The sequence below is a fragment of the Mesorhizobium sp. M1252 genome, assembly GCF_040318265.1.
Taxonomy (GTDB): domain Bacteria; phylum Pseudomonadota; class Alphaproteobacteria; order Rhizobiales; family Rhizobiaceae; genus Mesorhizobium.
In genome coordinates, this window is sequence record NZ_JAMYLX010000006.1 from 157,401 (window position 1) to 171,030 (window position 13,630).

The following is a 13,630-nucleotide window of genomic DNA, read 5'->3' on the forward strand; positions in this document are numbered from 1 at the left end:
GCTTCAGGCAACCCTTTTCGAAAGCAGCAGGCGGTAGAGTTCAACGTATTTGTCGGCGCTCTTGTCCCAGGAGACATCGGCCTTCATGCCCTGGCGCTGGATCTGTTCCCAGACGGCCGGGCTCGAATGCGCATCGACCAGCCGGCGGATGGCGTGCAGCATGGCGCCGCCACTATTGGGCGCGAACTGGAAGCCGGTGGCGACACCGGCCGAGATCGCTGCTTCATTGGCGTCGATGATGGTGTCGGCAAGGCCGCCGGTGCGGGCGACGACCGGCACGCAGCCATAGCGCAGGCCGTAAAGCTGGGTCAGCCCGCAAGGCTCGAAGCGCGACGGGATGACGATGGCGTCGCAGCCGCCCTGCATGGTGTGGGAAAGCCCCTCGTCATAGCCGACGACGACGCCGACACGGCCGCGATGGCGGGCGGTGGCAGCCAGCAGCGCGCCTTCCAGGCCGGCGTCGCCTGAGCCGAGGATCGCCAGCCGCGCGCCGGTGGCGACGACGCCGTCGACCACAGCCGCCAGTATGTCCATGCCCTTCTGCCAGGTCAGCCGGCTGACGACGCAGACGATCGGACTGTCGTCGCGCTCGAGGCTGAAGCGGTCCTCGACAACCGCCCGGTTGGGAAGCCGAGCCTTGAGCGTCGCGGCGGAGTAGGCCGACACCAGATGCTTGTCGGTCTCCGGGTTCCAGATGTCGGTGTCGATGCCGTTGACGATGCCGTAGAGGTCGGAAGAGCGCATGTTGATCAGGCCGTCGAGGCCCATGCCGAATTCCGGCGAGCGGATTTCCTGGGCATAGGTGGGGCTCACCGTGGTGATCGCCCAGGCCGCCTGCAGGCCGGCCTTGAGGAAGCCGACGCCGCCATAGTATTCTACGCCGTCGAGCGCCATCGCCGCGGCCGGCAAGCCGAGCTCGCCAAAAATGCCGGCGCCGAACTGACCCTGGAAGGCAAGGTTGTGAACCGTGATCAGCGACGGCACGCCGACCGCCTTGCCGTAGCGCATATAGGCCAGCGTCATCGCCGACTGCCAGTCATGGGCGTGGACGAGATCCGGCTGGTAGCCGGAAATGGCGCCGCCGGCGATATCGCCACCGACCTGGCTCAGCGCAGCAAAACGCCGCCAATTGTCGGGCCAATCGGCGCCGGCCGCATTGCCGTAAGGGCCGCCGGGACGGTCGTAGAGATGCGGCGCGTCGAGCACGAACAGGTCGAGCCCGGCGATCTTGACGGCATGGACCGAAGCCTTGCCGCCCTGCAGCAGCGGGTATTGGTAGACAGCCTTCTTTTTCTTGAAGGCGTCCATCACCTGGGGAAAGCCGGGGATGAGCGTGCGCATGGTCACGCCCTTGGCGGCCAGCGCGATCGGCAATGCGCCGGTCACGTCGGCAAGTCCGCCGGTCTTGATCAGCGGGAATATCTCGGGCGTGACCGACAGAACCTGCATGCGTTTATGGTACCCCGTCTTACAGCTTCAGCTTGTCGATCATGTCCTGCGTGACCAGGCAGATGCCCTTTTCCGAAACCCGGAAACGCTTGGCGTCGAGAACAGGGTCTTCGCCAACCACCAGCCCTTCCGGTATCCTTACACCGTGGTCGATGACGACGCGCTTCAACTTTGCGTTCCGGCCGACATGAACGTCGGGCAGCATGACGACCTCTTCCAGCGTCGAATAGGAGTTGATGCGCGCGCCGGTGAAGATCAGGCTGCGCTTCAGCGAAGCACCCGAGACGATGCAATCGCCTGAGACCAGCGAGGAGACGGCCGAACCGCGCCGGCCATCCTCGTCATGCACGAACTTTGCCGGCGGCTTCAATTCGGCATAGGTCCAGATCGGCCAGTCACGGTCGTAGAGGTCGAGTTCGGGGGTAATGTCGGTCAGGTCGATATTGGCTTCCCAGTAGGCGTCGACCGTGCCGACATCGCGCCAATAGGCCTCGTTCTCGGCCGTCGAGCGCACGCAGGATTTGGCGAAGCGATGCGCGATCGCCTTACCGTGCTGGACGATGTAGGGGATGATGTCCTTGCCGAAGTCGCGGCTTGAACCCGGCTCGGCGGCATCGCGGCGCAGCTGCTCCATCAGGAACTTGGTCTTGAAGACATAGATGCCCATCGAAGCCAGCGCGAATTCCGGCTTGTCGGGAATGCCGGGCGGGTCGGCGGGCTTTTCGACGAACGCGATGATGTTGTCCTTGCCGTCGACATGCATGACACCGAAGCCGGTCGCTTCCATGCGCGGCACTTCGAGGCAACCGACGGTGACGTCGGCATTGGCGTCGACGTGCTGACGCAGCATCAGCTCGTAGTCCATCTTGTAGATGTGGTCGCCGGCGAGGATGACCATGTATTCGGGGCCATAGGCTTCGATAATATCGATGTTCTGGTAGACGGCGTCGGCGGTGCCTTCATACCACTGCGTTTCCGAGACACGCTGGCTGGCCGGCAGGATGTCGAAGCTTTCGTTTCGCTCCGGCCGCAGGAAGTTCCAGCCGCGCTGCAGGTGGCGGATCAGCGAATGCGCCTTGTACTGGGTGGCGACACCGAGGCGGCGGATGCCGGAATTCAGCGCATTGGACAGCGCGAAATCGATGATGCGCGTCTTGCCGCCGAAATAGACAGCCGGCTTGGCCCTGCGGTCGGTCAATTCCTTGAGCCGGCTGCCGCGGCCGCCGGCCAGCACATAGGCCATGGCATCGCGCGCCAGCGGCTGGGTTCTCTTCAAGTCTGCCATTTTTACCCTCCCAAATTACCAGTCTGGAGCATCGCCCGGTCCGCAACGAGTCGACGGACCTAATCCGAAACGAGTTGACGGACCTAGTCCGCAACGAGTTCAAGCATGATCGTCGACAGCGGCGGCAAAAGCATCGTTGCCGAAATGCCTCCTCCTTCCGCCCTGGCTTCGACCACACCGCCATTGCCCTTGCCCGAACCACCGTAGTCCGAAGCGTCGGTGTTGATGATTTCGCGCCATTTGCCGACCTTGGGCAATGGCACGCGATAATTGTCGCGCGGCACTGGCGTGAAGTTGGAAATGACGGCGATCGGGTTGCCGCCGGGCGCGCTGCGCAGCCAGGCGAAGACCGAATTTTCCTTGTCGTCGACGATCAGCCAGGAGAAGCCGTCCGGCTCGCAGTCGCGTGCATGCAGCGCTGGGCGCGAGCGATAGAGATAGTTTAGGTCGCGCACCGTCTGCCAGACGCCGCGATGCGGGTGGAAGTCGAGCAGGTTCCAGTCGAGCGCGCGCGCCTCGCTCCACTCGCGGTGCTGGGCGAATTCCTGGCCCATGAACAACAGCTTCTTGCCGGGATAGCCCCACATGAAGGCGTAAAAGGCGCGCAAAGTCGCGAACTTCTGCCAGTCGTCGCCGGCCATCTTGCCGAGCAGCGTGCCCTTGCCGTGCACGACCTCGTCATGGGACAGCGGCAGCACGAAATTCTCGGAAAAGGCGTAGGTCAGGCCGAAGGTCAGGTCGTTGTGGTGATGTTTGCGGAAGATCGGCTCCTTGGCGAAATACTCCAGCGTGTCGTGCATGAAGCCCATGTTCCATTTGAAGCCGAAGCCCAGTCCGCCTTCATGCACCGGCGCCGAGACCTTCGGCCATGAGGTCGATTCCTCGGCGATGGTCATCACGCCGGGATGGTGGCCGTAGACCTCCTTGTTCATCTTCTGCAGGAAGGAGACTGCTTCGAGGTTTTCGCGGCCGCCCTTCTCGTTGGGGATCCATTCGCCGGCCTTGCGCGAATAATCGAGGTAGAGCATCGAGGCCACCGCATCGACGCGCAAACCGTCGACATGGTATTTCTCGGCCCAGAACAGCGCATTGTTGACCAGGAACGACACCACCTCGCGGCGGCCGAAATTGTAGATCGCGGTGTTCCAGTCGGGATGAAAACCCTTGCGCGGATCGGCATGCTCATAAAGTGCTGTGCCGTCGAAATTGGCCAGGCCATGCGCGTCGACCGGGAAATGCGCCGGCACCCAGTCGAGGATGACACCGACGCCGGCGCGGTGCGCACCGTCGACGAAACGGGCGAAGCCGTCGGGGTCGCCGAAGCGCGCTGAGGGGGCATAAAGTCCGGTTGTCTGATAACCCCATGACGGGTCATAGGGATGTTCGGAGATCGGCAGGAACTCGATGTGGGTGAAGCCGGTCTCGACAGCATAGGGGATCAGCTGGTTGGCGAGTTCGTCCCATGACAGGAAGCTGCCATCATCGTGCTGCTGCCACGAACCGGCATGGACCTCGTAGATCGATATGGCTTCGCGCCGGGGATCGGCCTTTCGCCAGTAAGCGCGATGCGCCTCGTCGCCCCATTCATGCGCCGGCGGCACCGCCGTCACTGAGGCTGTGGCCGGGCGCAATTCCGACTTGAAGGCGAACGGATCGGCCTTGAGCGGCAGGCGCACGCCGTCCGGGGCAATGATCTCGTATTTATAGGGGTGGCCGGCGCCGATATCGGGAATGAACAGTTCCCAGATGCCGGTGTCGCGGCGGTCGCGCATCGTATGGCGGCGGCCGTCCCATTCGTTGAAGTCGCCGACCACGGAGACGCGCCTTGCATTGGGCGCCCAGACCGCGAAATGGACGCCCGACGCGCCTTCATGGTCGAGGAGATGGGCGCCGAGCTTGTCGAACAGCCTGAGATGCGACCCTTGGGCGATGTAATAATCATCCATCGGGCCGAGTACCGGGCCGAAGGAATAGGGATCGGTCAGCCACCAGTCGCCGCCGGCATTTTTGGCGTGATACCGCAGCGGCTGGCGCTTCTTGATCGACAGTCTGCCTTCGAAGAAACCGGCGTCGTCGCGCCGCGTGAGTTCGCCGGCGTTCTTGCCGGCCAGCGTGTATGCGGTGACGAACTCGGCATTGGGGACGAAGCAGCGGGCAACCAGGCTCTTGCCGGCATCATGCACGCCCAGGATTGCAAAAGGATCGCCATGCGTGCCTGCAACAATTGCGGCGACATCGCCGGCTGACGCCAGCCCGTCCGACCCGCTCGTCGTCGCGGTCGCGCGCGGTTTCTTCATCAGGCGGTGTCCCTCCCTGGGAACCAGTTCTTGTGCACAAGACCCATTGTCGTGGGCCTCATGCAATCATATCAGGCGGGCACGTTCCAGATTTCTTTCGCATATTGGCGGATCGTGCGATCGGAAGAGAACCAGCCGACGCGGGCAACGTTGCGGATAGCGCGCGCGTACCAATCGGGGCTGTTGCGCCAGACGGCGTCGACATCGCGCTGGGCGGCGGCATAGGCGTCGAAATCCGCCGCCACCATGAACCAATCGCTGTTGTAGAGACCGTCGACCAGCTCGCGGTAGCGATCCGGCTGGTCGGGCGAGAACACGCCCGACGATACTGCGGCAACAGCCTGCGCCAATTCAGGGGAGCCCTCGATCACGGCGCGCGGGTTGTAGCCATTGCTGCGCCGCTCGGCGACTTCCGCCGTGCTCAGGCCGAAGATGAAGATGTTGTCGTCGCCGACGCATTCCTTGATCTCGACATTGGCGCCGTCGAGCGTGCCTATGGTCAAGGCGCCGTTCAGCGCGAACTTCATGTTGCCGGTGCCCGACGCCTCCATGCCGGCAGTCGAAATCTGCTCGGACAGGTCGGCGGCCGGCATCATCACCTCGGCCAGGCTGACATTGTAGTTCGGCACGAACACCACTTTCAGCAGGCCGCGCACCGACGGGTCGCTGTTGATGACCTTGGCAACGTCGTTGGCCAGTTTGATGATCAGCTTGGCATTGTGGTAGCTGGGCGCCGCTTTGCCGCCGAAGAATTTGACGCGCGGCATCCAGTCCTGTTCGGGATGCGAGCGGATCTGGTCGTAGAGCGCGATCGCTTCCAGGATGTTGAGCAGCTGGCGCTTGTATTCGTGGATGCGCTTGACCTGGATGTCGAACAGCGCCGACGGGTCGAGCTTGATGCCGAGCCGGTCGGCGACCAGATTGGCGAGCTTGATCTTGTTGGAGCGCTTGACGGCGGCGAACTTGTCGCGGAAGGCGGCGTCACCGGCAAAGGCTTCGAGCCCCTTGATGGCGTCGATGTCGTCGAGGAAACGGTCCCCGATCGCCGCGCGGGCGAGCGCGGTGAGGCCTGGATTGCACTGGATCAGCCAGCGGCGTGGCGTGATTCCGTTGGTCTTGTTGTTGATGCGATCGGGATAGAGCTTGTGGAGATCGGCAAACACCGTCTCCTTCATCAGCTCGGTGTGCAACGCCGACACGCCATTGATCGAGTGCGAGCCGACAAAGGCCAGGTTACCCATGCGCACGCGGCGGTCGCCATTTTCCTGGATCAGCGAGATGCGGCTGATCTGCTCATTGGAAAACTGGTTGGTGGCGCGGGCCTCAAGCAAAACCTGCGCATTGATGGCGTAGACGATCTGCATATGGCGCGGCAAAAGCCGTTCGAACAGCGGCACCGGCCAGCTTTCCAGCGCCTCCGGTAGCAGCGTGTGGTTGGTGTAGCCGAAGGTGCGCTTGGTAATATCCCAGGCCTGGTCGAAATCCATGCCATGGACGTCCATCAGCAGGCGCATCAGCTCCGGCACGGCGATCGCCGGATGGGTGTCGTTGAGATGGATCGCCGCCTTGTCGGGCAGCGAGGCGAGATCGCCATACTGGCTGAGATGGCGCTGGACGATGTCCTGCAGCGACGCGGTGGAGAAGAAATATTCCTGCCGCAGCCGCAGTTCCTGGCCGGCCTTGTGGGAATCTGCGGGGTAAAGCACACGCGACAAGGCATCGGCCTTGTTGCTTTCGGCCAGCGCGCCGATGTGGTCGCCGGCGTTGAACTTGTCGAGCAGGATCGGATCGATCGGCATGCCGGACCAAAGCCGCAGCGTGTTGACGCGGTTAGCGCGCCAGCCGACCACCGGGGTGTCGTAGGCGACGGCCTGGACATGCTCGGTCGGCTTCCAGACGTGACGTTCGAGCCGGCCATCCTTGGAGGTGATCGATTCCACCGAGCCGCCGAAGCCGACCTCGAAGGCGCGTTCGCGGCGCTCGAACTCCCATGGGTTGCCGTGGTCGAGCCAGGTTTCGGGCAGTTCGACCTGCCAGCCATCATGGATCTCCTGGCGGAACATGCCGTTGGCGTAGCGAATGCCGTAGCCATGCGCGGGAATGTCGACGGTCGCCATGCTTTCCATGAAGCAGGCGGCGAGCCGGCCAAGACCGCCATTGCCGAGCGCTGCATCCGGTTCGAGCCCGGCGATGAGGTCGAGGTCGACGCCCAGCGACTTGAGCGCTTCTCGCATATTGTCCATCAGGCCGAGATTGGAGAAGGCATCGCGCATCAGCCGGCCGATGAGGAATTCGAGCGACAGGTAATAGACGCGCTTTTCCTGCTGGGCGTAGGCCTCCTGCGTCGCCTGCATCCAGTGATCGACGATGCGGTCGCGCACGACCTTGATCGAGGCTGTCAGCCAATCATATTGCGTGGCAACGGAGGTGCCTTTGCCGACCCGGTATTTGAGAGCCAGCAAGACTTCGTCGGCCAGCGTCTTGGGATCGGGTATTTCGAGATCGGGGGCTTTGGCTGTCATTGTTCGCGTCATACTGCCTCTCGTGATCGTGCTGCGATCATACCGGCTTTCGCTCTCAGTCCCAGCCTATCCTAGTGCATCGCAACATACGTTCAATCGATTTAGACCAGCATGCCGCCAGTTCCCCTGCGGCAATTTATCCGTCGAGCGGATCAGGCAGCGAGTGCAGCCTCCGGCGGAACCTTCGCTCCCGTCATGAAGGCGACGGCGTCGGACATGGTATATTGCTTGGGATCGATGACGCAGAGGCGGCGACCCAGCCGATGGATATGGATGCGGTCGGCAACCTCGAAGACATGCGGCATGTTGTGCGAGATCAGCACGATCGGCAGGCCTCGCTTCTTGACGTCGAGGATCAGTTCCAGCACGCGGCGGCTCTCCTTGACGCCGAGTGCCGCGGTCGGCTCATCCATGATCACCACACGGCTGCCGAAAGCGGCGGCGCGCGCCACCGCCACGCCCTGACGCTGGCCACCCGACAGCGTTTCCACCGCCTGGCTGATGTTCTGGATGGTCATCAGCCCAAGCTCGGTCAGCTTGTCGCGGGCGCGCTTTTCCATTGCGGGCCGGTCGAGCATACGAAGCCAGTCGCCGAGGAAGCCGGGTTTGCGGATCTCGCGGCCGAGGAACATGTTGTCGGCGATCGACAGAGCCGGCGACAAAGCCAGGTTTTGGTAGACCGTCTCGATGCCCGCCTCGCGCGCCTCCATGGGCGATTTGAAAGCGACAGCTTTGCCTTCAAGACGGATCTCGCCTTCGTCGGGCACGGCGGCGCCGGAAATCGCCTTGATCAGCGATGATTTGCCGGCGCCATTGTCTCCGATGACGGCCAGGATTTCGCCTGGGTAGAGGTCGAAGTCGGCATTATCGAGGGCGGTGACGCGGCCATAGCGCTTGATCAGGCCACGCGCGGTGAGGATGGGTTCCACGGTCATGCCGAAACCTTTCTGATCCATTGGTCGATCGCCACGGCGCCGATGATCAGCACACCGGTGAGCAGCACCTTCCATTGCGGATCGGCGCCCAGCATGTTGAGGCCCATCGAGACGACGCCGACGATCATCGCGCCGAAAAGCGTGCCCAGAATTGAGCCGCGCCCGCCGAACAGTGAAATGCCGCCGATCACCGTCGCGGTGATCGCCTGCAGGTTGTAGTCGGTGACGGCGGCTGACGGCGAGATCGAGCCGTTGCGGCCGATGGAAACCCAGGCAGCGAAAGCGGCGATCAACCCGGCAAGGGTGTAGACCGTCATCAACACTTTCTTGGTCTGGATACCAGACAGCTTCGCCGCCTCCTGATCATCGCCAACGGCGTAGACATGGCGGCCCCAGGCGGTGTGATTGAGCACGTACCAGAGGATCAAAACGAGCACGACCGTGGCGATGACGCCCAGTGTCAGCACCGCCGTGCCGATCTTGAAACTCAGGGCAAAGAGATGCAGCAGCGGCGCCTGGGCGTCGACGTCGGTATCGCGGATCGTCTCGTTGGCCGAATAGATGAAGTTGGTCGCCATGACGATGTTCCAGGTGCCGAGCGTGACGATGAACGGCGGCAGCTTCATGTAGGCGACCAGCAAACCGTTAAGCAGGCCGCAGGCTGCGCCGGCGGCAAGCCCGATGGGCACTGCGAGCACGGCCGGCATGCCGTAGCTGACCGCGCAATTGCCCATGATCACGGCCGAAATCACCATGATCACGCCGATCGACAGGTCGATGCCGGCGGTCAGGATGACCAGTGTCTGCGCGGCACCGAGGATGCCGACGATGGCGATCTGCTGCAGGATCAGCGTCAGCGTATAGGATGAGAAGAAACGCCCGCCAATGGCGATGCCGAAAATTACGATCGACAGGACCAGCACAATCAGCGGCACCGCCGCCGGCGTGGAGTGCAGGAAATGCTGGATGCGCTTGACGGCCGATTTGTGCTCGTCAAAGGCGGCAACGCTTGTGTCGCTGCTCGAGAGAACCTTCTCGAATTCCTGTGCTTGAGCCATGTTTCCTCCCCTGGGCTTCAGCTCCATGCCGATACCCGCTCGCGCCTGTCCGGTCTGCTGCCGGGATTATTCGCGTGACGCATCGTCCACCCGAAGCGGCCGGGGATCAAGCCCCCGGCCGTCAGCTTGTCGCTGGCTGTCAGACAGCCATCAGCCCCAGCACTTGGCGAGGCCTTCCTTGGTGTCGATCGACTTCACGCCATTGGCCGGCTTGTCGGTGACGAGGTTGACGCCGGTGTCGAAGAAGTTCTTGCCTTCGGTCGGCTTCGGCTTGGCGCCGTCCTTGGCGAAGGCGGCGATCGCCTCGATGCCGAGTGCCGCCATCTGCAGCGGGTATTGCTGCGAGGTGGCGCCAATGACGCCTTCGGTCACCGACTTCACGCCGGGGCAGCCGCCATCGACCGAGACGATCAGCACCTGGCTTTCGAGACCGACCGCCTTGAGCGCCTGGTAGGCGCCGACAGCGGCGGGCTCGTTGATGGTGTGGATGACGGTGATGGAGTTGTCCTTCTGCAGAAGGTTTTCCATCGCCTTGCGGCCGCCTTCTTCATTGCCGTTGGTGACGTCGTGGCCGACGATGCGGGCATCGTCCTCATCGCCGATCTTGTTGGGATCCTTCACGTCGATGCCGAAGCCCATCATGAAGCCCTGGTCGCGCAGCACATCCACGGTCGGCTGTGAGGGGGTCAGGTCGAGGAAGCCGATCTTGGCGTCCTTGGCCTTGTCGCCGAGGGTCGCGGCTGCCCAGGCGCCGATCAGCTTGCCGGCTTCCAGATTGTCCGTCGCGAAGGTCGCGTCGGCGGCATCGATCGGGTCCAGCGGGGTATCGAGCGCGATCACCAGCAGGCCGGCGTCACGCGCCTTCTTCACCGTCGGCACAATGCCCTTGGTGTCGGACGCGGTGATCAGGATGCCCTTGGCGCCGTCGGCGATGCAGCTTTCGATCGCCGCCACCTGGCTCTCGCTATCGCCGTCGATCTTGCCGGCATAGGTCTTGAGGTCGACGCCAAGTTCCTTGGCCTTGGCGGTCGCGCCCTCCTTCATCTTGACGAAGAAGGGGTTGGTGTCGGTCTTGGTGATCAGGCAGGCGCCGACGCCGGCGGCCGATGCTGTCGAAGCAAACGCCATCAGGCCGAGGCCCGCCGCGGCGAACACGGTGGACTTCAATAATGCTTTGGTCACGATCTTCCTCCCATGGAACTATGCGGATGCCGCCAACCGGCATCTCGAGCGCATCCACTGAAGTTCTCCCAGTGTGGACGCGCCCTCAAATGACACCAGCGGGAGCCGCCTGTCAATAATTAAATCACTCTTATTTATTATTGACAGCTTTGCGCGGTTCACTCATTCTGCCGCAAAAGCAGTAAGAATAAACCAAGGGAAGGAACAAGGGTGGAGACCGGCATTGCGAGGCACGGTTCGCCCGAGGCGGCCGCCAGCCGTCTCCACCGTGGCACCAACCAGAGCGGCATGCGCGACCACAATGAGCGGCTGGTGCTGTCGTTGGTTCGCCAGCACGGCAGCTTGGCCAAATCAGACATTGCGCGCATGACCGGGCTTTCAGCGCAGACCGTCTCGGTCATCATGCGCGAACTGGAGGAAGACAGCCTGCTGCTGCGCCAGGCGCCGTTGCGCGGCAAGATCGGCCAGCCCTCCATCCCGATGGCGCTGAACCCCGAAGGCGCCTTCTTCATCGGCCTCAAGATCGGCCGCCGCAGCGCCGAACTGGTGCTGATCGATTTCCTCGGAACTGTGCGTTCCATGCTGCAGCACTCCTACCGCTATCCGGCGCCGCGCGAGACGGTGGAGTTCGTGACATCAGGCATGACGACGATGCGCGCCGAACTGACACCTGCGCAGGACAAGCGCATTGCCGGGCTCGGCATCGCCATGCCGTTCGAACTGTGGAACTGGGCCGACACCGCCGGCGCGCCACGCGACATCATGGACGAATGGCGCCATCGCGACATTCGCTCCGATATCCAGGCGCAATGCGAATTCCCGGTCTATCTGCAGAATGACGCGACGTCGGCCTGCGGCGCCGAACTGGTGTTCGGCCAGACCGGCGGCGCGCGCGACTTCGTCTATTTCTACATCGGCGCCTTTGCCGGCGGCGGCATCGTGCTCAATGGCCGGCTTTTTGGCGGACCGACAGGCAATGCCGGGGCGCTGGGTTCGATGCCGGTGCCGGGACCAGACGGCAAGCCGACGCAGCTCATCGACGTCGCCTCGATCGCCATGCTGGAAAAGGCGCTTAACGCACGCGGCATTGACGGCTCCTATCTCTGGACCTCGCCGCAGGAATGGGGCGAGATCGGCGCCGATCTGGACGACTGGATTACCACCGCCTCGCAGGCGCTTGCCTACGCCATTGTCGCGGCGTCCTCGGTGATCGATTTCGAGGCCGCGGTGATCGATGGCTGGATGCCGCTCGCCGTACGCCGCCGGCTCGTCGATGCCGTCAGGCAGGCGATCGGCACCATTGACGGCGAAGGCCTGAAGCTTCCGGTGGTGCGCGAAGGCACCGTCGGCATCCATGCCCGGGCGCTGGGCGGCGCCAGCCTGCCGCTGTCCGAACGCTTCCTCATCGGTTCGAACACCATTTCCCGGAGCACCTGAATGCTGATCGGTATTCCGTCGCTGCTCGGTCCGGAGCTTCTGGCGACATTGCGCGCCATGGGCCATGGCGACGAGATCGCGCTTGTCGACGGCAACTATCCGGCGGAAGAACAGGCAAACAGGCTGATCCGCGCCGACGGTCTTCACCTCATACCGGTGCTTGACGCCATTTTGAGCGTGCTGCCGGTGGACGACTTCGTGCCGGAAGCGCTGTTTCGTGCCTCGGTCAAAGGCGATCCCTCGGTTGCCGATCCGGTCCACCATGAAATCGAAACGATCTGCACCAGGCGCGCGCCGGGCCGCAAGGTGGTTGCGCTGGCGGGCGCCGACTTCTATGCACGCGTCCGGTCGGCATATGCGATCGTCGGGACCAGCGAACCCCGGCTCTACGCCAACATCATCATCCGCAAGGGCGTGATCTATCCGCCGGAGAACAAGAAATCATGATCCTCTGCTGCGGCGAAGCCCTGATCGACATGCTGCCGCGCACCACGACACAGGGCGAGCCGGCCTTTGCGCCCTATGTCGGCGGCGCGGTGTTCAACACGGCGATCGCGCTTGGCCGCCTCGGCGCGCCCGCCGGCTTCTTTTCCGGCCTGTCGTCGGATCTGTTCGGCGGCCAGTTCCGCGAGGCGCTCGGCGCAAGCAAGGTCAGCTCCACCTATGCGCACACCTCCCCTCGCCCGACCACGCTCGCCTTCGTGCGGCTCACCAACGGCCAGGCGACCTACACTTTCTACGACGAAAACACCGCCGGGCGCATGCTGACGACAGAGGATCTGCCGAAACTGGGCGCCGAGATCGAAGCCATGCTGTTTGGCGCCATCAGCCTGATTTCGGATCCGGCGGGTGCTGCCTACGAAGAATTCATGAAACGCGAGCACCAACGCCGCGTCATGATGCTCGACCCCAACATCCGGCCGAACTTCATCCCCGACAAAGCCAAGCACCTCCGGCGCATCCGCTCGATGATGGCGATGGCCGACATCGTGAAGCTATCGGATGAGGATCTGCACTGGTTCGGCGAGGCCGGCTCGCATGAGGACGTCATCCGCAATTGGCTCGATCGGGGCCCCAAGCTGATCGTCGTCACCCATGGCAGCGAAGGCGCAGTCGGCTACAGCAGGGATCACAAGGTCACGGTGATGCCGCATAAGGTGGAGGTGGTCGACACGGTCGGCGCCGGCGACACTTTCAATGCCGGCATTCTGGCCTCGCTGCACGAGCAAGGCCTGCTCACCAAGGCCGGGATCGGCGGCCTTTCGGAGGACGCCATCCGTCAGGCGCTGGCCCTCGGCGCCAAAGCGGCGGCGGTGACCGTGTCGCGGGCCGGCGCCAACCCGCCCTGGCGGCACGAAATCGCCTGATCCACGCTTAGTCCGCCGCCAGCCGCTGCAAGCAGCCGATCACTTTATGTTTCCGCGAGCCGGAAAGACGCACTGAATCAGCCGGATTAATAGGCGGC

General features: G+C 63.3%; 10 protein-coding genes. 3 read left to right on the forward strand and 7 right to left on the reverse strand.

Translation table 11 applies throughout. The features are described from left to right. Nucleotides 1-3 precede the first annotated feature (3 nt). From glgA to NKH22_RS14375, 7 genes are all read right to left on the reverse strand, one after another. On the reverse strand, nucleotides 4-1,449 hold the full coding sequence (glgA, locus tag NKH22_RS14345) for a glycogen synthase GlgA (protein ID WP_023692759.1): 1,446 nt from the start codon (nucleotides 1,447-1,449) through the stop codon (nucleotides 4-6). A 19-nt stretch (nucleotides 1,450-1,468) separates the two neighbouring features. Further along, a complete protein-coding gene (gene glgC, locus NKH22_RS14350; protein ID WP_023670729.1) occupies nucleotides 1,469-2,734 on the reverse strand; it encodes a glucose-1-phosphate adenylyltransferase in 1,266 nt (421 codons plus the stop codon). Between the two features lie 83 nt (nucleotides 2,735-2,817). Next, on the reverse strand, nucleotides 2,818-5,031 hold the full coding sequence (glgB, locus tag NKH22_RS14355) for a 1,4-alpha-glucan branching protein GlgB (protein ID WP_023692758.1): 2,214 nt from the start codon (nucleotides 5,029-5,031) through the stop codon (nucleotides 2,818-2,820). Between the two features lie 71 nt (nucleotides 5,032-5,102). Next, nucleotides 5,103-7,565: a glycogen/starch/alpha-glucan phosphorylase gene (locus NKH22_RS14360; RefSeq protein ID WP_023692757.1), complete on the reverse strand. Its 2,463-nt coding sequence runs from the start codon at nucleotides 7,563-7,565 to the stop codon at nucleotides 5,103-5,105. 140 nt (nucleotides 7,566-7,705) lie between these two features. Beyond that, nucleotides 7,706-8,488: an ATP-binding cassette domain-containing protein gene (locus NKH22_RS14365; RefSeq protein WP_023670726.1), complete on the reverse strand. Its 783-nt coding sequence runs from the start codon at nucleotides 8,486-8,488 to the stop codon at nucleotides 7,706-7,708. After that, nucleotides 8,485-9,546: an ABC transporter permease gene (locus NKH22_RS14370; RefSeq protein WP_023670725.1), complete on the reverse strand. Its 1,062-nt coding sequence runs from the start codon at nucleotides 9,544-9,546 to the stop codon at nucleotides 8,485-8,487. The genes NKH22_RS14365 and NKH22_RS14370 overlap by 4 nt, the downstream gene beginning before the upstream one ends. 150 nt (nucleotides 9,547-9,696) lie before the next feature. After that, a complete protein-coding gene (locus NKH22_RS14375; RefSeq protein WP_081725578.1) occupies nucleotides 9,697-10,674 on the reverse strand; it encodes a sugar ABC transporter substrate-binding protein in 978 nt (325 codons plus the stop codon). A 264-nt stretch (nucleotides 10,675-10,938) separates the two neighbouring features. On the opposite strand from NKH22_RS14375, the gene NKH22_RS14380 reads away from it, so the two are divergent. From NKH22_RS14380 to NKH22_RS14390, 3 genes are read left to right on the forward strand one after another with little or no spacing between them, the layout of a single operon-like run. After that, nucleotides 10,939-12,165, forward strand: a complete 1,227-nt coding sequence (locus tag NKH22_RS14380) for an ROK family transcriptional regulator (RefSeq protein WP_352909921.1) — start codon at nucleotides 10,939-10,941, stop codon at nucleotides 12,163-12,165. Beyond that, nucleotides 12,166-12,612, forward strand: coding sequence for an RbsD/FucU family protein (locus tag NKH22_RS14385; protein WP_023684581.1), 447 nt, complete (start codon nucleotides 12,166-12,168; stop codon nucleotides 12,610-12,612). Beyond that, the gene (locus tag NKH22_RS14390) at nucleotides 12,609-13,532 is read left to right on the forward strand and encodes a carbohydrate kinase family protein (RefSeq protein ID WP_023708422.1); all 924 of its coding nucleotides are present in this window, start codon (nucleotides 12,609-12,611) and stop codon (nucleotides 13,530-13,532) included. The genes NKH22_RS14385 and NKH22_RS14390 overlap by 4 nt, the downstream gene beginning before the upstream one ends. The last annotated feature ends 98 nt before the right edge of the window (nucleotides 13,533-13,630 follow it).

Excerpts from the sequence above, each read along its gene's own strand:
- NKH22_RS14360 (WP_023692757.1), bottom strand. The coding sequence starts at position 7,565 with ATGACGCGAACAATGACAGCCAAAGCCCCCGATCTCGAAATACCCGAT.
- glgB (WP_023692758.1), bottom strand. The coding sequence starts at position 5,031 with ATGAAGAAACCGCGCGCGACCGCGACGACGAGCGGGTCGGACGGGCTG.
- glgC (WP_023670729.1), bottom strand. The coding sequence starts at position 2,734 with ATGGCAGACTTGAAGAGAACCCAGCCGCTGGCGCGCGATGCCATGGCC.
- NKH22_RS14370 (WP_023670725.1), bottom strand. The coding sequence starts at position 9,546 with ATGGCTCAAGCACAGGAATTCGAGAAGGTTCTCTCGAGCAGCGACACA.
- glgA (WP_023692759.1), bottom strand. The coding sequence starts at position 1,449 with ATGCAGGTTCTGTCGGTCACGCCCGAGATATTCCCGCTGATCAAGACC.
- NKH22_RS14375 (WP_081725578.1), bottom strand. The coding sequence starts at position 10,674 with ATGGCGTTTGCTTCGACAGCATCGGCCGCCGGCGTCGGCGCCTGCCTG.
- NKH22_RS14385 (WP_023684581.1), top strand. The coding sequence starts at position 12,166 with ATGCTGATCGGTATTCCGTCGCTGCTCGGTCCGGAGCTTCTGGCGACA.
- NKH22_RS14390 (WP_023708422.1), top strand. The coding sequence starts at position 12,609 with ATGATCCTCTGCTGCGGCGAAGCCCTGATCGACATGCTGCCGCGCACC.
- NKH22_RS14365 (WP_023670726.1), bottom strand. The coding sequence starts at position 8,488 with ATGACCGTGGAACCCATCCTCACCGCGCGTGGCCTGATCAAGCGCTAT.